The organism is Streptomyces sp. NPDC048643, assembly GCF_040650615.1.
Classification (GTDB): domain Bacteria; phylum Actinomycetota; class Actinomycetes; order Streptomycetales; family Streptomycetaceae; genus Streptomyces.
Map to the genome: position 1 here is coordinate 34,204 of NZ_JBEZHO010000040.1, position 23,574 is coordinate 57,777.

Annotated in this window: 17 protein-coding genes; 14 read left to right on the plus strand and 3 right to left on the minus strand. The window is 69.5% G+C overall.

Annotated features, from left to right (window positions below):
• Positions 1-4: 4 nt before the first annotated feature.
• Positions 5-589 (minus strand): histidine phosphatase family protein, encoded by a 585-nt coding sequence (locus tag AB0C62_RS30685; protein ID WP_362978666.1) that lies wholly within the window; start codon positions 587-589, stop codon positions 5-7.
• Positions 590-826: 237 nt separating this feature from the next.
• Here AB0C62_RS30685 and AB0C62_RS30690 point away from each other — a divergent pair, with 237 nt between their 5' ends.
• The 10 genes from AB0C62_RS30690 to AB0C62_RS30735 all read left to right on the plus strand — a co-directional run bounded on the left by AB0C62_RS30690 (position 827) and on the right by AB0C62_RS30735 (position 14,947).
• Positions 827-2,017, plus strand: a complete 1,191-nt coding sequence (locus tag AB0C62_RS30690) for an acyl-CoA dehydrogenase family protein (RefSeq protein WP_362978668.1) — start codon at positions 827-829, stop codon at positions 2,015-2,017.
• Positions 2,018-2,133: 116 nt separating this feature from the next.
• The gene (locus AB0C62_RS30695; RefSeq protein WP_362978669.1) at positions 2,134-3,030 is read left to right on the plus strand and encodes an HAD family hydrolase; all 897 of its coding nucleotides are present in this window, start codon (positions 2,134-2,136) and stop codon (positions 3,028-3,030) included.
• A complete protein-coding gene (locus AB0C62_RS30700; RefSeq protein ID WP_362978671.1) occupies positions 3,027-3,173 on the plus strand; it encodes a hypothetical protein in 147 nt (48 codons plus the stop codon). The genes AB0C62_RS30695 and AB0C62_RS30700 overlap by 4 nt, the downstream gene beginning before the upstream one ends.
• Before the next feature lie 174 nt (positions 3,174-3,347).
• A complete protein-coding gene (locus AB0C62_RS30705) occupies positions 3,348-7,082 on the plus strand; it encodes a S8 family serine peptidase (RefSeq protein ID WP_362978673.1) in 3,735 nt (1,244 codons plus the stop codon).
• A 137-nt stretch (positions 7,083-7,219) separates the two neighbouring features.
• The gene (locus AB0C62_RS30710; RefSeq protein ID WP_362978675.1) at positions 7,220-8,230 is read left to right on the plus strand and encodes a helix-turn-helix domain-containing protein; all 1,011 of its coding nucleotides are present in this window, start codon (positions 7,220-7,222) and stop codon (positions 8,228-8,230) included.
• Positions 8,231-8,417: 187 nt separating this feature from the next.
• Entirely contained in the window at positions 8,418-9,254 is an 837-nt protein-coding gene (locus AB0C62_RS30715) for an SDR family oxidoreductase (RefSeq protein WP_362978677.1), read from the plus strand.
• Positions 9,255-9,273: 19 nt separating this feature from the next.
• Positions 9,274-10,629 (plus strand): NAD(P)/FAD-dependent oxidoreductase, encoded by a 1,356-nt coding sequence (locus AB0C62_RS30720; protein ID WP_362978679.1) that lies wholly within the window; start codon positions 9,274-9,276, stop codon positions 10,627-10,629.
• Positions 10,626-12,098 carry a cytochrome ubiquinol oxidase subunit I gene (locus tag AB0C62_RS30725; RefSeq protein WP_362978681.1) on the plus strand — a complete coding sequence of 491 codons (1,473 nt, stop codon included), beginning with the start codon at positions 10,626-10,628 and terminating at the stop codon, positions 12,096-12,098. The genes AB0C62_RS30720 and AB0C62_RS30725 overlap by 4 nt, the downstream gene beginning before the upstream one ends.
• A complete protein-coding gene (locus AB0C62_RS30730; RefSeq protein ID WP_362978683.1) occupies positions 12,095-13,114 on the plus strand; it encodes a cytochrome d ubiquinol oxidase subunit II in 1,020 nt (339 codons plus the stop codon). The genes AB0C62_RS30725 and AB0C62_RS30730 overlap by 4 nt, the downstream gene beginning before the upstream one ends.
• A 66-nt stretch (positions 13,115-13,180) precedes the next feature.
• Positions 13,181-14,947, plus strand: a complete 1,767-nt coding sequence (locus AB0C62_RS30735) for a cation:proton antiporter (protein WP_362978684.1) — start codon at positions 13,181-13,183, stop codon at positions 14,945-14,947.
• 24 nt (positions 14,948-14,971) lie between these two features.
• On the opposite strand, the gene AB0C62_RS30740 is transcribed toward AB0C62_RS30735, so the two are convergent.
• Together AB0C62_RS30740 and AB0C62_RS30745 are read right to left on the minus strand one after the other, a co-directional pair.
• A complete protein-coding gene (locus AB0C62_RS30740) occupies positions 14,972-16,552 on the minus strand; it encodes a GMC family oxidoreductase (RefSeq protein WP_362978685.1) in 1,581 nt (526 codons plus the stop codon).
• Positions 16,553-16,776: 224 nt separating this feature from the next.
• On the minus strand, positions 16,777-18,597 hold the full coding sequence (locus AB0C62_RS30745) for a glycoside hydrolase family 15 protein (protein WP_362978687.1): 1,821 nt from the start codon (positions 18,595-18,597) through the stop codon (positions 16,777-16,779).
• Positions 18,598-18,813: 216 nt separating this feature from the next.
• On the opposite strand from AB0C62_RS30745, the gene AB0C62_RS30750 reads away from it, so the two are divergent.
• The 4 genes from AB0C62_RS30750 to AB0C62_RS30765 all read left to right on the plus strand — a co-directional run bounded on the left by AB0C62_RS30750 (position 18,814) and on the right by AB0C62_RS30765 (position 23,340).
• Positions 18,814-19,764 (plus strand): DUF389 domain-containing protein, encoded by a 951-nt coding sequence (locus tag AB0C62_RS30750; RefSeq protein WP_362978689.1) that lies wholly within the window; start codon positions 18,814-18,816, stop codon positions 19,762-19,764.
• Between the two features lie 162 nt (positions 19,765-19,926).
• Positions 19,927-20,175 (plus strand): amphi-Trp domain-containing protein, encoded by a 249-nt coding sequence (locus AB0C62_RS30755; protein WP_362978691.1) that lies wholly within the window; start codon positions 19,927-19,929, stop codon positions 20,173-20,175.
• Between the two features lie 235 nt (positions 20,176-20,410).
• Positions 20,411-21,775 (plus strand): glutamate decarboxylase, encoded by a 1,365-nt coding sequence (locus tag AB0C62_RS30760; protein WP_362978693.1) that lies wholly within the window; start codon positions 20,411-20,413, stop codon positions 21,773-21,775.
• Between the two features lie 221 nt (positions 21,776-21,996).
• Positions 21,997-23,340 (plus strand): chloride channel protein, encoded by a 1,344-nt coding sequence (locus tag AB0C62_RS30765; RefSeq protein ID WP_362978695.1) that lies wholly within the window; start codon positions 21,997-21,999, stop codon positions 23,338-23,340.
• The last annotated feature ends 234 nt before the right edge of the window (positions 23,341-23,574 follow it).

The window sequence follows — 23,574 nt, forward strand, 5'->3', positions numbered from 1 at the left end:
CGGCTCAGGCCCGTCCGTCCAGCGGGCGTCCCGCGCGGACGTTCCACCGCCCCGCGCGCCCGCTGAACTCCGTGGCGGTGAGCGGCGCCACGTCCACCCGCCAGAACGCCGACTCCGGCGCGCCCAACGCCCGTACCAACAGGGCTCGTACAACCTCGGGCTCCACCACCGCGACGATCCTGCCGTCCTGCTCGGCGGCCCGCTCCAGGCACCCCGCCACCCGGTCGCAGAACGCCCGCACCGACTCCCCGCCGTGCGGCGCCGACGCGGGGTCCGCGAGCCAGAGCGCGACCGCCTCCGGCTCCGCCGCGCTCACCTCGCCCAGAGTCGCCCCGCGCCAGCGGCCCACCTCCAGGCCGGCCAGCTCCGGCACGTCGACGGCGGCGTCGAGACCGAGCGCCCCCGCGGTCTGCCGGCAGCGCACGCCGGGGGAGACCCACAGCCGCTCCCCGGTCGGCACGGCACCCGCGGCGGCCACCGCTCGCGCGGCCCGCAGACCCGAGACGTCCACCGGACTCCCGTCGTCGAAGCGGGCCTCGCGCAGCGCCTCACTGATCGCCGCTGAGATCAGCGTCACTCGGCTCGTCATGCCATCACTCTCACGCGTCCTCGGACCCCTGCGGACGCAAGAACCCTGTCCCGTACGGGAATTGCCCCGTCGGCCGGCCGACGGCCTGCCGCACCCGGTCGCGCCACCCTAAGGCCCACCGTGCCGCACCCCGTACGCCCCGGACCACCACGTGCCCGCGTCATCACCATTCCCCATTTGTGAAACACGTTCTACCGTGTGCGCCGTCAGGTCGGCCCGGGAAGGCAAGGAGGCACCGTGCATCTCGAATACACGCCGGAGCAGCAGCGGTTGCGGACCGAACTGCGGGACTACTTCGCCGAGCTGGTGCCGGACAACGCCTACGCGCGCTACGGCGATCCGGCGGCCCAGAAGCGCTTCTACCGCGAGACCGTCCGACGGCTCGGCACGGACGGCTGGCTGGGTGTCGGCTGGCCCGAGGAGTACGGCGGGCGCGGCCTGGGCCCGATGGAGCAGTTCATCTTCTTCGACGAGGCCGCCCAGGCCGGCGTACCGCTGCCGCTGATGGCCCTCAACACCGTCGGACCCACGATCATGCAGTTCGGCACCGACGAGCAGAAGGCCTACTTCCTGCCGCGGATCCTCTCCGGCGAACTCGACTTCGCGATCGGCTACAGCGAGCCCGACGCCGGGACCGACCTCGCCGCGCTCAGGACCAAGGCGGTACGGGAGGGCGACGAGGAGACCGGCCACTACACCGTCGACGGACAGAAGATCTGGACCACCAACGGCGACACCGCCGACTGGGTGTGGCTCGCCGTCCGCACCGACCCCGACGCCCCGCCCCACAAGGGCATCACCATGCTCCTCGTCCCGACCTCCGACCCCGGCTACTCCTGCACCCTCATCAACACGCTCGCCTCGCACGACACCACCGCGAGTTACTACGAGAACATCCGCGTCCCCGCCACGCGCCGGGTCGGCCGGGAGAACAAGGGCTGGCGGCTGATCACCAACCAGCTCAACCACGAGCGCGTCACCCTCGCCGCGCACGGCACCATGGCCATCCGCGCCCTGCACGACGTCCAGCGCTGGGCCATGGAGACCAAACTCGGCGACGGCCGCCGCGTCGTCGACCTCCCCTGGGTCCGCCGCGGTCTCGCCCGCACGCACACCCGCCTCGACGCCATGAAACTCATGAACTGGCAGATGGTGAACGCCGTCCAGCAGGGCACCCTCACCCCGCAGGACGCCTCCGCCGTCAAGGTCTACGGCTCGGAGGCGCGCCGGGACGCGTACGCCGCGCTCATGGAGATCGTCGCCGCACCGGGCGTCCTCAAGGAGGGCTCGGCCGGAGCCGTCCTGCACGGCGAACTCGAACGCGGCTACCGGTCCGCGGTGATCTTCACCTTCGGTGGCGGGAACAACGAGATCCAGCGGGAGATCATCGCCTGGATCGGACTGGGGATGCCCCGGGTGCGTCGCTAGCGGATGGGACCCGATACGCGACATATAGGTCAGCGGCGTATATTTCGACAGGAGAAGCCGTCGGTGACGGCCTGAGCCGCAGCCGCGGCCCTTCCACTGCTGACGAAGTGACGGTCATGGTGCTGGCGAGTTGGCGTGACGGCGGGACCAAGGACGCGATCGTGGACTTCGTGCGTCGCGCGACGAGCGAAGGGCCGGACTTCGTCCCGGTGGCCGATCGGATCGCGGCGTTCGACAACGACGGCACGCTGTGGGTGGAGCAGCCGTTGCCGCCCCAGTTCGACTTCGTCTTCCGGCACTGGGCCGAAGAGGTCGAGGCCGACCCCTCGCTCGCCGAACTCCAGCCGTACAAGGCGCTGATCGAAAAGGACGCCTCGTTCCTGCGGGGAGTGGCGACGCAGGATCCGCCGGTGATCGAGTCGCTGCTGAAGGCGTTCTCACGATCCTGGGCCGGTACCACCCCGACCGAGTTCGACGCGCAGGTCCGCGCCTGGCTCGCGACGGCCGAACAGCCGAAGCTCGGAGCCCTCTACAAGGACCTCGTGTATCAGCCGATGCTCGAACTGTTCGACCTGCTGAGGGATCACGGGTTCCGGATCTTCGTGTGTTCCGGCGGGGGCCGGGACTTCATGCGGGTGTTCGCCGAGGAGACCTGGGGGATCCACAAGGAGAACGTCATCGGTTCGGCCGCCGAGTACACGTACGCCGACGGCACGATCGTGCGCGGCGAGAAGATCCTCGGCACCCTCGACCTGGGCCCCGGCAAGCCCGAGCACATCTTCGCCCAGACCGGCCGCCTGCCTGTCTTCGCCGGTGGCAACGCCGACGTGGACATCGAGATGCTCGGTTCGGCGCGGTTCGCCCTGCTGGTCAACCACGACGACGCCGAGCGCGAGTTCGCGTACACCGCGTCCGCGGAGGCGTCCCTGGCGAAGGCCGAAGAGCTCGGCTGGACCGTCGTGAGCATGAAGGACGACTGGAGCACCCTCTACGGGAAGCCGGAGCAGCGATGAGCGACACCGTCGAGCACCTCAAGATCCCTCAGTCTGAACCCTTCGACGCCTTCGATGTCCACCCGGCCGCCCTCGCCGTCTACCAACTCGGCGACAACGGCACAGCCCGAACCCTGCTCACGTCCTGGCCCCTGCACGGCTGAGCAGACAGAAGCGTCGACGCCTGCCTGCCCGGGTCCGCGTCGCGCCACCGCCGGTCCGAAAAGTGCGGTCGCGCCTGGATAGGCGCCCTTTGCGGCTGGCAAGTCCCTGCCATGGCGAGGACTTGTCGGCGGCCTGCCTTCCCGGGGGCCTCAACCGCCCGATAGACCCAGGGCATGTCCTCTCCCTCCCAGTCCTCCGCTGCTCGACGCAGACGCTGGCGGCTGATCTCCGCCGCCACCGTGGCGCCGTTGCTGGCGTCGGGGCTCGCGGTTCTGCAAGAGCCCGCACTGGCCGCTCCGAGCAAGCCCCCCGTTCCCGCGAAACCCACGGCGACCCATGAAGTCACGCTGGTCACCGGCGACGTCGTCACGGTCACCACGATGGCCGACGGCAAGCAGATCGCCGACGTCGACCGACCCGACAGCGCCGTCGGTGGCGTGAAGATGCAGACGGTCGACGGCGATCTGTTCGTCATTCCCGACGAGGCTGTCCCGCTGTTGGGCGCGGGCAGGCTGGACCGGCGGCTGTTCAACGTCACCGACCTCGTGGCGATGGGCTACGACGACGCGAAGACGGCCGCCGTGCCGCTCATCGCGACCTACGGCACGTCCAAGTCCGGTGCGCCCGTCGAGCCGACGGCCCCTCGCGGCAGCAAGCTGACCCGCAAGCTCAAGAGCATTCGCGGTGCCGTGCTCAGCACCCGGAAGACCCAGGCCCGTACCTTCTGGAACACCGTCGCGCCGCGGGACAGCAAGGCGATGGGCGCGGGTGTGGCGAAGCTGTGGCTCGACGGCCGCGTGAAGGTCAACCTGAAGGAGAGCGTGCCGCTGATCGGCGCGCCCGAGGCATGGAAGGCCGGCTACACCGGCAAGGGCGTCAAGGTCGCGGTCCTCGACACCGGCATCGACGTCAACCACCCCGACTTCGCCGGCGTGATCGACGGCACGGAGAGTTTCGTGCCGGGTGAGGCCATCACCGACCTCAACGGGCACGGCACCCATGTGGCCAGCACGATCGTGGGTTCCGGTGCCGCGTCCGGAGGCGACTACAAGGGCGTCGCTCCTGGCGCCGACCTGTACGTCGGCAAGGTGCTCAGCGGCGCCGAGGGGTACGGCCAGGACTCCTGGGTCATGGCCGGCATGCAGTGGGCCGCCGAATCCGGCGCCGACGTCGTCAACATGAGCCTCGGCGACTCCTACCCGACGGACGGCAGCGACCCGATGTCGCAGGCGGTCGACGCACTGTCCGCGAAGTACGGCACGTTGTTCGTCATCGCCGCCGGCAACGCGGGCCCGGAGAGCATCTCCGCCCCCGGCGCGGCCGCCTCGGCACTGACCGTGGCCGCCACGGACAAGCAGGACCAGCTCGCGTCCTTCTCCAGCACCGGCCCGCTGGCCACCTCGGGCGCCATGAAGCCGGACATCTCGGCACCCGGCGTGGACATCACCGCGGCCCGCTCGCAGGAGATGACCGACGGCGGCGAGGGCATGTACCGCACCCTCAGCGGCACGTCGATGGCCACCCCTCACGTGGTCGGCGCGGCGGCGATCCTGGCCCAGCGGCACCCGGACTGGACCGGCGCGCAGCTCAAGGAACACCTGATGAGCACGGCGAAGGGCCTGGGCGAAGGGTATTCGCCGTATGAGGTCGGCACCGGCCGCGTCGACGTGGCCGCCGCCGTGCGCACCGAAGTCCGCGCCACCGGCTCGCTGTTCTTCGGTAACCACACGTGGCCGCACGAGGCGAGCGACAAGGCCGTCACCAAGGACCTGACCTTCACCAACACCGGATCCTCCGACGTCACGCTGAACCTGGACCTGACCAACGAGGACGGCACGTTCACCCTGGGCGCGGCCAAGGTGACCGTACCGGCGGGCGGCACCGCCGCCGTCCCGGTGACCGGGGATCCCCAAGCCGCCTCCGTAGGACGGCATGTCGGCTACGTGACAGCGACCGACGCCGCCACCGGAAAGCCGGTGACCCGCACGTCCGTGGCGCTGCTCAAGGAGGAGGAGCGCTACGACCTGAACATCGAGCTGGTCGGCCGGGACGGCGAGCCCACCTCCGGCTGGGTCAACATCAACCTGGCCGGCGACACCCTGCCGTGGTCGGTCTACGTCGACGGCAACACCACCATGCGCATGGCTCCCGGCCTCTACACGGTCGCGGGATACCTCGACGTGGCCGGTGAGAAGGCGGACCGCTCGGGTCTGGCCGTGCTGGTCGACCCGGAGACCACGCTCAAGGACGGCCCCGCGGATGTCGTGCTGGACGCGAGCAAGGCCCGTCTGCTGCAGACCGAGGCGCCCCAGCGCACCGAGGACCGCCAGCGCAAGGTCGACTTCAACGTCCACTACGAGGGCCAGGACCCGTACACGGACTACCGCAGCGCGTACGTGCTGCCACCGACGTACGACGACGTCTACGTCGCGCCGACGATGCCGATGAAGCACGGCGAGTTCGTGCTGACCACCCGTTGGCGCAAGGGCGAGCCGCCACTCGCTCTGAGCGCGCTCGGCGGCCGCCTCCGGTTCGACGCACTGGTGCAGCCGGGCAGCGCACTGGGCACTGCCACCGACCGGCGCGACGTGGTCTACGCGGGCAACGGAGCGGCTGCGGCCTACGAGAAGATCAAGGCGAAGGGCAAGCTCGCCGTCGTCAGGCGCAGCGACGAGGTCTCGCCGCAGGAGCGCGCCGAGGCCGCGGTCGCGGCCGGCGCAAAGGCGTTGATCGTCGTCAACGACGATGCCGGCGCTCTCACGGAGTACGTCGGCGAGGCGGCCATCCCGGTCGCCACCGTGCACCGCGACGCCGGCCGGACGCTCATCGCGATGGCCAGGTCCGGCATTCTGAAGCTGACGGTGAAGCAGACCCAGTACACGCCGTTCGTCTACGACCTGACCCGCGACTACCCGGGTCAGGTGCCGAACCGCGCCCTGGTCTACAAGCCCACCAAGGGCGATCTGGCCCGGATCGACGCCCGCTACTACTCGGCCACGGACGGCAAGTCGGCGGAGGGCTACCGTTCCGACTTCACCCTCAGCCCGTCGTTCAACCTTCCCGAGAGCGAGTGGCACCCGGGCACCCGCACCGAGTGGGTGACTCCGGGACAGGTCTGGAGGGAGTTCCACACACAGGGCGTCGACGGATCCCTGCCGTGGTCGATGGTGTCCGGAGACAACACCTACTCCAAGGGCACCACCACGCGTCTGGACTGGTTCGCTCCGGCGACGCGGCCCGGGCAGAGCGAGTCCTTCGGTGTGTACAACTCCCGTTGGCAGAACTACATGACCTGGAATGTCCAGGCCTGGGCTTCCGCCAGCGACACCATGCGGCTGGGCGGCTATCTGCCGTGGGGCGAGACACCGTCGCACCTGCAGATCTTCCAGGGCGACACACGGATCTACGACAACCCCAACAGCGGCGACATGCAGTGGGAGGAGGTCCCGGCGGGCAGGCTGCCCTACCGCGCCGTCCTCGACGCGGAGCGGCCCGGTGACGTCTTCCGGCTGTCGACACGCACCCACACGGAGTGGACGTTCCTGTCCGACACCGTCGACTCGGACTTCTTCGAACCCTTCTCGGTACTGAACCTGAACTACAAACTGGACTCGGACCTGCACGGCGACGTCAAGGCCAACACGGCCCAGGAGATAGGCCTCAAGCCGGTGTCGATGGACGGCGGCACGGTGCCCGGCAAGGTCACCACGGTGAAGCTCGACGTCTCCTACGACGACGGTGCGACCTGGCAGAAGGTGAGCCTGACAAAGGGCGCGGGCGGCTACTGGAAGGGATCGTTCAGGACGGCCAAGAAGCCGGGTGGCTTCCTCTCGATCCGCGCGAGCGCCGGGACGAGCAGCGGCTTCGGTGTCAAGAACGAGATCGTCCGGGCGTACGGCCTGCGATGAACCGCACCACCTCGCCCCGGGGAGGCGACTCCCCGGGGCACCACCCGTCCCACCTGCTCCCACCAGGGGCTATTCAAGGTCTGCCGCCATGGCGCATACTCTCCCCGCTGCGACAAGCGGAAGAGAGTCGGTCGCCGATGCTGGATGTTCTGGGCCTCGAACCGGATGACGAGCAGGTCTACCGGGCCCTCCTTGGACGGCCCGACTCCACCGCCACGTTGCTGGCGGACCTGCTCGCCCTGACGCAGGCTCAGGCCGACAAGTCCCTGTCTCGCCTGGTCGCTTGGGGACTGGTGATCAGGTCGGCGGACGAGCGGTTCACCGCCGCGCCGCCCGCCATGGCGCTCGGCGCCCTCATCAGCCAACGCCGGGACGGGCTGCGCGCGGCCGAGCACGCGCTGGTGACCTTCGCGGAGGAACACCGGGCAGCCACGACCGCCGGCAGCATCGACGACCTGATCGAGGTCGTCACGGGCGCCGACGCCATCCGCCATCGCTACCTCCAGGTACAGCAGGCGGCCCGCACCCAGGTCCGCACCTTCATCACCGCACCGTTCGTCGCCCTGCCGCCCGAGGAGAACACGGCCGAACCCATGGCCCTCGGTCGCGGCGTGCGGTTCCGCGCTGTGCTGGACAGAGCCGTGCTGGCCGAGCCCGGCATCATCCACGACGCGATCGACTCCCTGCGCAACGGTGTGCGGTTGCGCGTCGCCGACCAACTCCCCATGAAACTCATGCTGGCCGACGCCGAACTCGGCCTCGTCCCGCTCGCGACCACGCCGACCGGAGAACCCGGGGCGGTACTGCTGCACCGCAGCGGCCTCCTGGACGCGATGGACACCCTGTTCGAGACCGTATGGCGCACCGCCCATCCGCTGGAACTGCCGGCCACCGGCGACGAAGCCCGATCCATCGTCGAACTGGGCCCGGAGGGACCGACCGACCTCGACCGAAGGATCATCGCGCTCCTGCTGGCCGGAGTGACGGACCTGACGGTCGCGACACAGCTCGGCCTGTCCCCACGGACGCTGCACCGACGCCTACGCCGCCTCATGGACGTAGCGGGAGTTCAGACCCGGATGCAGCTCGGCGGACACGCCGTCCGTCACGGCTGGGCAGAGCCCGGGTCGGCTGAGCCGTCCGGGTAGGCCGGGGGACGGCCGACACGGTCACCCGCCTCGGCGTCCGTGGCAGTCGGTCACCGGCCCACTGCGCCGTTCAGGGGGGCACAGCCGTGTCCCCTTGATGAGCGCGGCGCGCCAGCCGTCCGCCCGGGCTGCCGCCGACGAGTGTTGACCATCGACGCAGAGTCGAGGCGAACGACGGGAGACAGCAGTGAGCTCAGCTGTGGGCGCGGGGCAGCGGCCGGTGCCGCAGATTCTCCGCGGACAGAAGGCCCTGGTGACCGGAGCCAACTCCGGCATCGGCAAGGCGACGGCGATCGGACTGGCCCGGGCCGGTGCCGACGTGGTCGTGAACTACGTCTTCGGTCCCGAGGCGGCCGAAGAGGTCGTCGCCGAGATCAAGTCCCACGGCGTTCAGGCCTACGCGCACGAGGCCGACGTCTCGCAAGAGGACCAGGTCGTCGCGATGGTCGACCGTATGGTCGCGGAATTCGGCACGATCGACATCATGGTGGCCAACGCCGGGCTGCAGCGGGACGCCCCCATCGCCGAGATGAGCATGGCACAGTGGCAGAAGGTGCTGGACGTGAACCTCACCGGCCAGTTCCTGTGCGCCAGGGAGGCGGCGAAGGAGTTCGTCCGCAGGGGCGTCGTGTCGGAGGTGTCCCGCTCCGCGGGAAAGATCGTCTGCATGAGCTCGGTCCACCAGATCATCCCCTGGTCAGGCCACGCGAACTACGCCGCGTCCAAGGGCGGTGTCCTGATGCTCATGCAGACGCTGGCGCAGGAACTGGGCCCCAAGGGCATCCGGGTGAACGCCGTCGCGCCCGGCGCCATCAAGACCCCGATCAACCGCAGTGCCTGGGAGACCCCGGAGGCGGAGCGGGACCTCCTGCGGCTGATCCCCTACCGGCGGGTCGGCGAGCCCGAGGACATCGCGACCGCCGTGACCGTACTCGCCTCCGATCTCATGGACTACGTCGTCGGCACCACCTTGTTCGTCGACGGCGGGATGACGCTCTTCCCCGGCTTCGCCACCGGAGGCTGATCACACCGTGGAAGACCACGTGACCCCTCGCCGAGTCGTGATCCTCGGCGGTGGCTTCGCCGGCCTCTTCGCCGTGCGGGCCCTGCGCAGCGCCCCGGTCGCGGTGACGCTGGTCGACCGCTGCGCCCACCACCTGTTCCAGCCGCTGCTGTACCAGTGCGCCTCCGGCATCCTCTCCGAGGGCCAGATCGCCCAGCCCCTGAGGGCCGTCCTGCGCCGCCACCCGCAAGTGCGGTGCCTGCAGGCCACGGCCACCGACGTGGACGTGGCCAGGCAGGTCGTCCACGCACAGCCGACGGACGGGGACGCGCTGGAACTTCCCTACGACGACCTGATCGTGGGGATCGGCGTACGGCAGTCCTACTTCGGACACGACGAGTTCGCACCGTACGCGCCCGGCATGAAGACGCTGGCCGACGCCCTGGCCGTACGGACCAAGATCTACCGGGCCTTCGAGCGGGCCGAGGCGAGCGAGGACCCGCAGGAACGTTCCCGGTGGCTCACCTTCGCCCTCGTGGGAGGTGGCCCCACCGGAGTCGAACTCGCGGGGCAGATCCGGGAGATCGCCGGCCACACCCTCGACCGGGAGTTCTCCACCATCGACCCGGGCCAGGCACGGGTCCTGCTCTTCGACGGCTCCGACGGCGTTCTGGGCGCCTTCGGCCCGGTGCTGTCCCGCAAGGCCGCCCGAACCCTGGACACTCTCGGTGTCGAGACGCACCTGCGGTCGATCGTCACCCACGTCGACGACAGCGGCCTGACGGTGCGCCGCAAAGACGGTGACACGGAGCGAGTCGAAGCCCGAACCGTGCTGTGGACGGCCGGGGTCGAGGCGCCACCGCTGGCGACGGCGCTGGCCCGGGCGACGGGCGCCGAGCAGGACCGTGCCGGACGCATCAAGGTCGAGCCCGACCTGACCATCGCCGGTCACCCGGAGATCCGGGTGGTCGGCGACCTGATGAGCCTGGACAAGCTGCCCGGACTCGCCGAGGTCGCCATGCAGAGCGGCGCCTACGCCGGCCGACGGATCCGTCACTCCATGGAGGGCCGGACCAGGAAGCCACGTCCGTTCCGCTACCTGGACCTCGGCAGCGCGGCGTACATCTCACGAGGCCGGGCCGTCGTGAAGATGGGCCGCTTCCACGCCTCGGGACTGATCGGCTGGCTGATCTGGCTGTTCATCCACATCGCCTTCCTCACCGGATTCCGCAGCAGGATCGGCGCGCTGCTCAGCTGGGCGGTGGTCTTCGCCTCCGGAGCACGCCGCGAACGCGCCTACACGGCGGCGGTTCCCCACGCCGCCGTGCCTGTCACCTCCCCGTCCGGCCCAGCGGCCGACCCCGTCGACCGGCACGAACCACCGAGGCCCGCATGAACACCGCCGCACACTTCCTGGCGAACACCCCCGCGCAGCTGCTGCCCGCACGAGAACTCATGGCCTTCACCCTGGGCTGTCACATCATGCTCGTGCCGTTCGGTGTCGCACTGCCCTTCATCACCCTGGTCATGCACCACCGGGGCCTCCGGAAGAACGATCCGGTCGCGCTGCTGCTGGCCCGGCGCTGGTCGGCCGTGATGGCGGTCCAGTTCGCCGTCGGCATCGTCACCGGCACCGTCCTGTCACTGGAGTTCGGCCTGCTGTGGCCCGGCATGATGGGCCGCTGGGGCGACGTCTTCGGTCTCGGCTTCGGCGTCGAGGCGTGGGCGTTCTTCCTTGAGGCGATCCTGATCGCCATCTACCTCTACGGCTGGCGCCGGTTGAAGCCCAGGACGCACTTCTGGCTCGCTGTCCCGCTGCCGTTCGCGGCGCTGATGGGCGCCTTCGGCATCATCGCCGCCAACTCCTGGATGAACACCCCGCACGGCTTCAGCCTCGACGCGAGCGGGAAGCCCGTGGACGTCAACGTCCAACAGGCCATCTTCACACCGATGTTCGGCCCGCAGTACTGGCACTTCGTGGTGGCGATGTTCCTGACGGCGGGCTACGTGGTGGCCGGCGTGTACGCGGTCGGATGGCTGCGCGGCCGTCGTGACCGCTACCACCGTCTGGGATTCACCGTGCCGTTCACCGTCGCGGCGATCCTCACCCCCGTGCAGTTCGTGCTCGGTGACGCCATCGCGCGGGCGGTCTTCCACAAGCAGCCCGTCAAGTTCGCGGCGACGGAACTCGTCTGGAAGACCGACACCCATGTACCGGAGTACATGTTCGGCCGCCTCCAAGAGGACGGGAGCATCAAGGGCGGAGTCAAGATCCCCCAACTCGACTCCATCCTCGCCGGGTTCAGTCCCAAGACCAAGGTGACCGGGCTGACGTCGGTGCCGCCCTCCGATCGCCCGACCGTGACCCAGGCGACGATCGCGCACTGGGCCTTCGACATCATGGTGACCATCGGCAGCCTGCTGATCGTACTCGCCCTCTGGTATGCCTGGTGCTGGTGGCGGCGCCGGGACCTGCCGACGTCCCGATGGTTCTTCCGCTGCGCAGCCGTCGCCGGGGTCGCCAGCGTGATCACGGTGGAGTGCGGCTGGATCACCGCCGAGGTAGGCCGTCAGCCCTGGATCGTCTACCAGAACATGCGGGTCTCCGAGGCGGTCACCCCGACGGCGGCCGCCTCGCTGTGGACCATGTTCGGCATCATGGTCACGGTCTACGTGTTCGTCTTCGGGGCCTTCCTCACCGTGCTGCTCAAAATGCGCACTCGCTGGCGCCTCACCGACGCCGCAGCGGGCTCTGCCGCCAAACACGCCGAGGATCCCGAGTCGGACACACCGTACGGCCCGCGCCCGGAGCCGGTCGCCGCGGCCGCCCCCGGTGACCACCGAGCACCCGGGAGCGACCTGTGACCGCCACCGTCGTCGCCTGGATCCTGCTGCTCGCCGTCGCTGCCTACGCCTGTAGCGGCGGCGTGGACTACGGCGCCGGCTTCTGGGACCTGCTGGCCGGTGGCGCCGATCGGGGCAAACGCCCCCGCTGGCTCATCGACCACGCCATGGCACCCGTCTGGGAGGTGAACAACGTCTGGCTGATCTTCATCCTGGTCCTCATGTGGACCGGCTTCCCGGTCTTCTTCCAGACGGTGTTCACCGCCCTGTGGCTCCCGCTCGCGCTGGCGGCCGTCGGTATGGTCCTGCGCGGCGCCGGCTTCGCGCTGCGAAAGCCCACTCGTCGCCTCGCCGAACGCCGCGTCTACGGAGCCGTGTTCGCGATCTCCTCGCTGCTCACGCCGTTCTTCCTGGGCGCGGCGATCGGCGCGGTGGCATCGGGGCGGGTCGCCCCCGGCACCACCGCCTCGGCCGATGTATGGGCCCACACCACCTCGATCATGGCCGGTCTGGTCACCGTCGCCGCGACCGCCTTCCTCGGCGCTGCGTTCCTCGTCGCCGACGCGCGCCGCTTCGAGGCCCACGACCTCGTCGGCTACTTCCGGCTTCGCGCCTGGATCGCCGCCGCCGTGCTGCTGGTCCTCGTCGTGATCGGCCTGACCGTGACCGATCCGCACGCCAGCTACGTCCACCACGGGCTCACCCACGGCACCGGACTCGCCCTCGTCATCGTCGCCGCGGTGGCCCTGGCGGTGACGGCGTGGCTCGTCTCCGGCCCGGCCGCGGGCTGGGCACGGTACAGCTCCGTGGCCGTCGTGGCGCTCCTGATCGCCGCCTGGGGTTTCGCCCAGCGGCCCTACCTGGTGCCCACTTCGCTGACCGTCCAGCAGGCCGCGGGCGCGAGCGCACCGCTCCAGTGGATGCTCATCGTCGCCGCCGTCGCCCTCGTGTTCATCGCCCCCGCCCTGGTGGTGCTCTACCGGCTCGACACGAAGGGCGTGTTGCAACCCGTTCCCGAAGAGGACGGTGCCGAATGAGCGGTGACGACGGCCGACGGTCACCGTGACCCGGTCGGTCAGGACGGCACACCAGAAGGGGACGCAGTGACATCGAGCGAGATCCTGCTCGGCATCGGGCTGATCGTGGGCCTCGCGGTCGGCTGCCAGCTGGTGGCGAGCCTGCTGCGGCTCCCGGCGATCCTTCTCCTGCTGCCGGCCGGGTTCGTCGCGGGCGCGCTGACCGACGACGTCAACCCCGAGAAGCTCCTGGGCGCCACCTTCTCACCCCTCGTCTCGCTGGCCGTCGCGGTGATCCTCTACGACGCCGGCCTCGGTCTGAACCTGCGCCGCCTCACCGGCCACACCCGCCGGATCGTGGTCCGGCTGATCTGGCTCGGCGCGCTCGTCACCTGGGTGGCCGCCGCGCTCCTCGCGATCCCCATCGTCGGCATGTCCAGGGGCGCGGCCGTCATGCTGGGCGCCATTCTCGTCGTGAGCGGTCCGACCGTCGTCGGGCCCCTGCTCAACTACGTGCGACCGACCGAAAGGCTGCAACGGGTCCTCGTCTGGGAGGGCTCGCTGATCGACCCGATCGGCGGCATCCTCGGGGCGTTCGTCTTCCACGGCGTGCTGGCCGGCGCACAGCACGGCTTGGGCAGTCAGCTCGGCAAGTTCAGCGGAAGCATCGCGGTCGGGCTGGCCGGCGGCGCCGTCGGCGCGGGTCTCCTGTGGCTGCTGCTGCGCCGTCTCACCCTCGACGAGGTGCTCGCCACGACCGTGCAACTCGCCGCGGTGGTACTGGTGGCAGCGCTCTGCGACGCCTTCCGGGACGACACCGGACTCATCGCCGCCGTCGTCATGGGGATGGCGCTCGCCAACCTCCCGGGACTCGACATTCCCGCTCGGCGGCCCTTCTTCGAGACGATGGTCTCGCTCATCATCGGTGTGCTGTTCATCTCGATCTCGGCCACCGTCACCCCGCAGTCGCTGCGCCATGTGGCATTGCCGACGCTCGGCCTGGTCGCCGCGCTCGTCCTGGTGGTCAGACCCCTCGTGGCGTTGCTCTCGGCCGCCCACACCGATGTCCCGTTCCGCGAGCGGTGGTTCATCGGCTGGATGGCTCCGCGCGGCATCGTCGCCGCGGCCACCGCCTCCACCTTCTCCGTCTCCCTCGTCCAGGCCGGTATCGGTGGCGCGCAGAAGATCCTCCCCGCCACTTTCGTGGTGATCGTCGCCACCGTGATGGTGTACGGCCTGACGGCGCTCCCGGTGGCCCGGTGGCTCGATGTGCGACGTTCGGCGCGTTCACGTCCGCTCCTGGTCGGCGGTGACCCCTGGGTGATCGAACTGGGACGGGCGCTGCGCTCGGCAGGCCTGGACGTGCTGATGTGGGCAGGGCTCGACCGTGAGCGTCGCAGCATCAAGGACGCCGGACTCGATCTGGCGCCCGGCGAACTGCTCGCGGCCGCCACGGGCGCCGGCGCCGAGTTGGAGGGCATCACCGACGTCCTCCTGCTGACCGACGAGGACGACTTCAACGCCCTCGCGTACATGACCCTCAAGGAGACCGTGGAGGGGCCCGTTCACCGGCTGGCACCTCCGACCCGCAGCCACGGTGTCGTCGCCCCGTACACCGGCAGCGAGTCGTTGTTCGGCGAGGGCCTCAACCGCCCCGAACTCGCTCAACGGTACGAGGAGGGCGGCCGCATCGTCACCCACCGGGTGGAGGAGGCCGTCCCGGCCGGGCACGAAGTGCTCTTCCTGGTGAAGCCGGACGGTCGGCTCACCGCGGCCACCGAAACCACCACGCTGTCGCCGGACGACGGCGACATCGCCATCCTGCTGACACCCCCCGGCGAGCCGTCACGGTAGGAGCCGCCGGGGCCGCGTTCCCTTTCAGCCGAGCCGCTCCGTGATGTGGTCGCCCACCCGAAGGGCGTTGGCGATGGCGGTCAGGGACGGATTCACCGCTCCGATGCTCGGGAAGAAGCTGGTGTCCACGACGTAGAGGTTGTCGAGGTCGTGGGCCTTGCAGTTGACGTCGAGCGCGGAGGCCGCCGGGTCGGTGCCGAACCGGACCGTGCCGGCCTGGTGCGCGGTGGCACCGATCGGCATTCCCTTGTGCAGGTAGAGGCTGTGGGGGAGGAGGTGGTGCGGATGCATGCCGAGTTTGCTCAGCATGCCGTGCAGCTTGTGCTGCAGCCGCTTGAGACCCTCGATGTTGTTCTTCTCGTCCAGCGCGAGGTGGATGTCACCGTCGTCGTCCAGCGTCACGCGGTTCTCGGGCTGCGGGAGGTCCTCCCCGCACAGCCAGAAGTCGACCGCGTGGTGGGCCAGCACCTCGAACGGCATGTCGGGTGACGCGAGTCCGGCCCATCGCGGTGCCTCGCCCTTGATCTGGTCGGAGTCCGACTTGCCGAGCATCTGGATCCCGCCGAGCGGGTAATCCCAGTCGTCCGCGCCCAGGTACCAGTCGTTGAGGGCGAGGGTCTTCTGGAACTGGGTGTCGTTCGGCTCCTTCGAAACCGCCATCAGCGCGAGGTTGTTGTGCCGCATGTAGTGGCGGCCGACCGTGTCGGAACGGTTGGCGAGACCGCCCGGGTGGTGTTCGTTCGCGGAACGCAGCAGCAGCGCCGCGGAGTTCACAGCCCCGCAGGCGACCACCACGATGTCACCGCGGAAGTGTGCCTCCGAGCCGTCGTCCATCTCCGCGACCACGCCCGTGACGGTCCGCCCGGTGCTGTCGGTCTCCAGCCTCCGGACGTTGGCGCCCGTGACCATGCTCACGTTGTCGTGCTCCAGCGCCGGCTCCACACAGATCACCTCGGCGTCGGCCTTGCCGCGCACGAGGCAGGGGAATCCGTCGACCCGGTTGCAGCGGATGCACACGCTCCCGTTGGCCGCACCGCCCTCGGCGTCCTGGGTGAGGTTGACGCCGATCGGCAGGTGGAAGGGGTGCAGGCCGTGCTTCTCCAGGTCGTCGCTGAGCTGCTGGATCCGCGGTTCGTGCCGCACCGGCGGATGCGCGTACTGCGCGCTGGCCGGTCCCTCTCCCGGGTCCTCGCCGTGGTGGCCGTGCACGAGGTAGAGGTGTTCGGCCTGGGTGTAGTACGGCTCCAGGTCGTCGTAGCCGATCGGCCAGGCCGGGGAGATGCCGCCGTGGTGGCGGATCTCGCCGAAGTCCTCGGGGCGCAGCCGGAAGAGGGCGGCGCCGTAGAACTTGGTGTTGCCGCCGACGTAGTAGTTGACCTCGGGCGGGAACTGCTCGCCGTGCTTGTCGTACCAGAACTCCGGGGCGCGGTACTTGCCCTTGACGAAGACGGCCGTCGATTCCCAGTTGTCGCGTTCGCGGGGGAGATAGCCGCCGCGTTCGAGGATCAGGACGCGCTTTCCGGTGGGGGCGAGGCGGTGGGCGAGCGTGCCGCCGCCGGCTCCGGTGCCGATGATGATGACGTCGTACTGCTGGTCGTCGGCCATGTCGGCCACCTTGGTGTCGTCGGAGTGGTGGAACGTCGCGTACCACCGCGTCGGAGGAACGCGATCGGGTTCACCGGATACCTGGTGGCCTGTGGAAGGCCCAAGGGCGCGATGGCACGGAGGACCGAGCATCGGCGTCCCTGCTCGCGGGGTGCACCGGATCGCCACGACAACGCGCTCCGGCGTGACGACGCCCGGCGAGCCATGGGCGTCGCACGGGACTGTCAGTCGCGCTGCCGGTCGAGGGCCTCGTCCAATGTGCTCGCCGCCATGATCAGCGACAGGTGGGTGAACGCCTGCGGGAAGTTGCCGAGTTGCTCACCGCTGGGGCCGACCTCCTCGGCGAACAGGCCGACGTGGTTGGCGTAGGTCTGCATCTTCTCGAACGTGTACCGGGCGGGCCGCAGCCGACCGGCCCGGGCGAGTGCGTCGACGTAGAGGAAGGTGCAGAGGCTGAAGGTGCCCTCGGAGCCGCGCAGACCGTCCGGTGAGGCGGCCGGGTCGTACCGGTAGACGAGGCTGTCCGACACGAGAGTGCGGTCCATCGCGTCCAGGGTGGACAGCCAGGACGGATCGCGCGGGGCGACGAACCCGACGCGGGGCATCAGCAGCAGCGAGGCGTCCAGGACCGCGTCTCCGCCGTAGTGTTGGACGTACGCCTTGGCCTCGTCGTTCCAGCCGTGTTCCATGACCTGCAGCAGGATGGCGTCGCGTGCCTTTGTCCAGCGCCCGGTGTCGGCCGGCCGCCTGAAGTCGGCGGCCAGACGCAGGCCGCGGTCGAAAGCGGCCCAGCACATGACGCGACTGTAGGTGAAGTCCTGGCGACCGCCGCGGGTCTCCCAGATGCCCTCGTCGGGCCGGTCCCAGGTGTCGGCCAGCCAGTCCAGCGTCCTGCTGAGCACCTTCCAGCCCTGATAGCCGGCTTGGCTCGCGACCTCGTGTCCCTCGGACAGGGCATAGAGGGCTTCGCCGTAGATGTCGAGCTGCAGTTGGTCGGACGCGGCGTTCCCGAGCCGGACGGGCGCGGAGCCGCGGTAGCCCTCCAGGTGGCTGAGGATCTCCTCACTCACGAGGGGTTGCCCGTCGACCCGGTACATGATCTGCAGGGGCTCGCCGTCCTTGCCCGCCGACTCACGGAGCCGGTCTCCCAGCCAGTGGGTGAAGTCGGTGGCCTCCTCGACGAAGCCGAGGTCGAGCAGGGCGCGCACGGAAAGCGAGCCGTCGCGGACCCAGGTGTAGCGGTAGTCCCAGTTGCGCTCGCCGCCGACCTGCTCGGGCAGACCCATGGTGGCGGCGGCGACGGGTGCGCCCGTCGGCCGGTAGGTGAGCAGTTTGAGAGTGATCGCGGACCGGTTGACCATGTCCGGCCACCGCCCACGGTAGTTGGAGCCGTGCACCCATTTCTGCCAGAAGTCGGCGGCGTCCCACAGCTCTTGGGTGATCCCGTCGACGGTGGGAGGCGGAGGCGCCTCGCCGTCGGCGTCACAGACGGTCAGTACGACGGCTGCCGTCTCGCCGACGTCCAGCGTCACGGAACCCCGCAGATCGTCGCCGTCCCGCTCCAGGGGGAAGGTGCCCTGGACGTACGCGCAGATACCGGGCGCCCGAAAGACAGCGGCCTCCGGACGCAGGTCCAGATCGTGGGTGGCCCTGCCGTAGTCGAACCGTGGACGGCACTCCATGTCGAAGCGCACGGTCCCGCGCACCGTGCGCACGACGCGGATCAGGGTGTGCCGGTCGGTCGGGACGCGGCCGGTGTCCGGCGGCATCCAGTCGATCACCTCGCCCACGCCGTCGGGGGACATGAAGCGGGTGACGAGGAGGGCCGTGTCCGGGTAGTACAACTGCTTGCAACTGGCGTCGGGATCCGCCGAGGTGATCTGGAAGTAGCCGCCGCGGTCGTGGTCGAGCAGCGCGGCGAAGATGCTGGGGGAGTCGAAGCGGGGAGCGGCGAACCAGTCGACCACACCGCGCGAGGTCACCAGCGCGGAGGTCTGCAGGTCACCTATGAGACCGTGCTCTGCGATGGGCGGGTAGCGATCCATGTGTATCCCCAGTTCAGAGTGATCTTAGGATTCACTATCCGCCTGGACCACCGGATGTGCCTGTTGTGCCGACAGAGCACCAACAGCCTGGTTCTCCTCGAAACTCTCAGACTGGCGCAACACCGCGCGGCGTTGCCGTGGAGGGTGGTTCCCCGTGAGGGATCCTGCCCAGGGTCGGCAGCGCGCCGGTGCACTGAGTCGGGTGGAGGTTTCGGATTGGACCTGATCCATGTCCGTGCGGTGAGCCCGTCGGACCTCACCGGCCCGGTCGTCGAATTCCTTTCGGGCCACCCCTCGGTCCTGAACCTGATCGTGCAGCGCGGTGCGGCGCGCAACCCGGACGGCGACGGCATCGTCTGCGACGTCCTGACCGGCGCCGCCAACGAGGTCCTGCGCGCCTTGCGCGCCCTGCACCTGGACGACCGGGGCTCCATCGTCATCGAGCCGGTCGACATGGCCTTCGTCGGCGGGAGCGCCAAGGCGGCACGCGAACTCGGGACTCGTACGCACGCGCCCGTCTGGGATCAGGTCGAGGCACGGATCCGATCCGAGGGGACGTACGCGCCGAGCTTCTACCTCTACCTGGTCATCGCAGGGCTCATCGGCGCGGTGGGGATCGTCACCAACTCGCAGATCCTGATCGTCGCGGCCATGGTCGTCGGTCCCGAGTACGGGGCGATCGTCAGCGTCGCGCTGGGCATCGACCGGCACAACGGAGCGCGCATCCGTCAGGGACTTCGCGCCCTGTTCCTGGGATTCCTGCTGGCCATCGTCACGACCTTCCTCTTCGCCCTGCTGATCCGCGCGTGTGACTTCGAGTCAAAAGCCTTCAGGCTGGGGGTGCGACCCGTCTCCCAGCTGATCAACACGCCCAACTTCTTCTCGTTCGCCGTCGCGGGCCTCGCCGGAATCGTCGGTGTCATCTCGCTCACCGAGGCGAAGACGAGCGCGCTGCTCGGCGTGTTCATCTCCGTCACGACCATTCCGGCGGCCGCCGACATCGCGGTCTCCGTCGCCTTCAGCAGTGGGAGCGAGGCCTGGGGCTCGTTCGTGCAGTTGATGGTCAACATCGTCGTGCTGATCGTCGTCGGGACGGCCACGCTCCGCTGCCAGCGTGCGGTCTGGCGGCGGGTCGCCCTCCGCCGCGCGGGCACGCACAGGCCGTGAAGGGCCCTGTCGCCCGGCCGACCCTGCGGTGGCTGCGCCGTCACGGCCGGTCCGCGCTTCCCGGGCCGGGTGGAAGGCTTGCGCGACGTGAGTGTGCCGTCCGCGGCACACGGCCTCACAATGGTCTGGTATGTGGCTTACCTACCGGATCGGGAGACATCCGTGAAGGACCTCGAATTCGAGCAGAAGCGGTCATTGACACGCCTCGAAGCCGCCGACCAGCTCGCGGCACTCGCGGACGCCTTGCGCCATGGCGGCCGCGCCGAACTCCAGCTCGGCCCCGGCAAGCTGAGCGTGCACATTCCCGACGAGCTGCTGAGCGAGGTCGAGGTGGAGGTGGGAGACGACCAGATCGAGCTGGAGATCGAACTCAAGTGGTCGACAGCACGGTCCGACGAAGCGAAGGCGTAGCAGACGCACGGCACCGGCCCGGCCGGTGAGCCGGGACGGTGGACGAGCCCGCACAGGGCCTGGCGCACAAGGGCTGCGGACTGCCGTCCACGCTGTACAGCGGCTCGCAACTCTCGGACGTGGACAGGAGAGTGGCCGCCTTCAGACGTCCTCAAGGTATGCCGTTCCTGCGCATCCCCGGACCGACCCGAGGTCCTGCGCACGGCTCCCGATCGCGAAGAGATGGGATCGTCGCATGACGAAAAGAGACGTTGGGACCCTGTTCGGAAACCGTTTCCTGACCGAGCCCGCTCCCTCGAAGACGTTCCCCGAGGAGGGTATGACCGCGACGGACGCCATGAGACTGCTGGGCGAGGATCTCGCCCTGGAGGGCGACCCGCAGCGCAACCTCGCCACGTTCGTCACCACCTGGATGGAGCCGGAGGCGCAACGGATCATCGCCGAGAACCTCCACCGCAACTTCATCGACCACGCGGAGTACCCCATCTCCGCCGAGATCGAGCAGCGTTGCGTGCGCATGCTCGCCGACCTCTTCCACGCACCGGGCAAGACCACCGGCTGCCGGACCCAGGGCTCGTCCGAGGCGATCATGCTCGGCGCGCTGTCGCTGAAGTGGAAGTGGCGGGAGCGCCGCCAGGCGGCGGGCCTGTCGATCGACCGGCCCAACCTGGTCTTCGGCGGCGACGTCCACGTGGTGTGGGAGAAGTTCTGCCGCTACTTCGACGTCGAGCCGCGGATCGTGCCCCTCGCCGAGGACAAGTACACGATCGGTCCGGAGGACGTGGAGCCCCACGTCGACGAGAACACGATCGGTGTCGTCGCCGTCCTCGGCACCACGTTCACCGGTCACAAGGACGACGTGGTCGGGATCGACAAGCTCCTGCGGGACATTCGCAAGGAGCGGGACCTCGACATCCCCATCCACGTCGACGGTGCCAGCGGTGGCTTCGTGTGGCCCTTCCTGTATCCGGACTCGAAATGGGACTTCCGGCTCGAACAGGTCCGCTCGATCAACGTGTCGGGACACAAGTACGGGCTGGTCTACCCGGGCGTCGGCTGGCTGATCTTCCGCGAGGAGACCGACCTGGCCCAGGACCTCGTGTTCTACGAGAACTACCTGGGCAAGACCGACGCGACGTTCACGCTGAACTTCTCGACCGGCTCGGCGATGGTGCTCGCGCAGTACTACAACTTCGTGCGGCTGGGGCGCCAGGGCTACACCTACGTCATGGAGACGATGCAGAAGAACGCCCGCGCGTTGGCGGCCAACCTGCTGAGCAGTGGCCGTTTCGAAGTGATCGGCAGCGACCTCGAACAGCTGCCGCTGGTCGCGTTCCGCCTCGCCGGCGAGCATGCCTACGACGAGTCCGACATCGCCTGGCAGCTCTCGGCCGAGCGTGGGTGGATGGTGCCGGCGTACACGCTCCCGCCCAACGCGGAGCGCGTGAAGATCCTGCGGGCCCTGGCCAAGGAGACTCTGAGCCGCGAACAGATCGACCGTCTGACCCAGGACATCGCCGACGCGTGCGCCACGTTGGACCACAAGGGTGCGACCACGGCGGTGGAGCGGGACCAGGTCAAGCGCGGCACCGGCTACTGAGGCCGGTGACCGGCACCCTCGGCGGGGTCGAGGAGGCCTGCCCCTGCTCTGGAGAAGCGCTGATCCGCTCCGACGGGCTGGGCTGTCGGAACGACATTCGGTGAATCGCCGGACAGTCACGGACCCGGTGCGGCCGGCACGCCGTGGTGCGGTGGTAGGACGGGCTGAGGCCTGTCGATCGACGTGCGCGGGCGGCTTCCGACGCTGAGGAGACCATGAGTATGTCGGCCACCCCCGTCGGGCCGTCCGCAGCGACACCACCGGATCCGTTCGCCCTCGTCCGCAGCCGCAAGTACGCGGTCCTGCTCGTCTTCGCGGCCCTTCTCGGCATCCCGATCTCGGCGGTCGCCTTCGGGTTCCTCGCACTCGTCTCCGAGCTTCAGTCCCTCACCTACACCGACCTGCCTCGCGGCCTGGGTTTCGACACAACGCCCTCGTGGTGGCCGATCCCGCTGCTCGCCCTGGCGGGACTGCTGGTGGCGCTGAGCATCCGCTACCTGCCGGGGGAGGGGGGACACAAGCCGGCCGAGGGTCTTGTGGCCAAGGGAGCGCCTTCGGCGGCCGAACTCCCCGGAATCGCACTCGCCGCGGTGGCGTCCCTGGGCGCCGGAGTGGTCCTCGGACCCGAGGCGCCGCTCATCGCGCTCGGCGGTGGCCTGGCCGTGTTCTCGATCCGGTCCCTGAAACGAGACGTGCAGCCGAACGCGATCGCCGTACTGGGCGCGGCAGGGAGTTTCGCGGCTGTGAGCACGCTGCTGGGCTCCCCCTTGCTCGGCGCGTTCCTGCTGATGGAGGCCGCCGGCATCGGCGGCGTGATGATGGGGGTCGTCCTGGTGCCCGGGCTGCTCGCGGCCGGGGTGGGCGCACTGATCTTCACCGGACTGGGGTCCTGGACCGGTCTGGGCACGTACTCCCTGGTCATCCCTCACGTGCCGCACGCCGACCGCCCCGACATCGCCGGCTTCGGCTGGGCGGTCGCCATCGGCGTGGCGGCCGCCCTTCTCGGCGCCGCGATCCGCCGGCCCGCGCTTCTTCTCCAGGCCCATGTCGATCGCCGACGGATTCCGCTCACCGTCCTGACCGGCGCGCTCGTGGGAGTGGTGGCCCTGGTGTACGCCGAGTGGACGGGCAAGGCGGCGTCCGGAGTGATGTACTCCGGACAGAGCGCGCTCGGCCCGCTGCTGGCGGACCAGGCCGGATACACGGCCGGAACCCTGGTGATCCTCGTGGTCTGCAAGGCGCTGGCCTACAGCCTCTCCCTCGGCGCCTTCCGCGGCGGACCGGTCTTCCCCTCGATGTTCGTGGGCGCCGCCGTCGGACTGGCCATGGCCCATCTCCCCGGTCTGGACGTGACGTCCGGTTTCGCGATGGGCGTCGGAGCGATGTGCGTCGCGATGCTGAAGCTGCCGATGACGGCCGTCCTTCTGGCCACGCTGCTGCTGGGCACGGAAGGCGTCACCGTGATGCCGCTCGTCATCGTCGCGGTGGTGATCTCCTACGTGCTGTCGCTGCGCCTCACTCCTGCGCCCACGCCGTCACCGGTTCCGGACCCGGGACCACGGTGAGCCGTGCCGTGACATCTCCACCGAGCCCGCGACCGGACTCGCGCCGACTTCGATGAGACGTCTTCGCCCTCGGCGAGCGGCAATGGCGCGCGTGACGGCAGTACTCCCGTCCCGCACAGCGGTTCTTGGAGGGTGAGCGGAGGGCCGTCTGTGTGCGGCCGCCCCACGGGCCGCCCCGGTGGCAGCCGCCGTGTGCCGGACCTACGATTTCCTTGCGCAGCGTGCCGAACACTC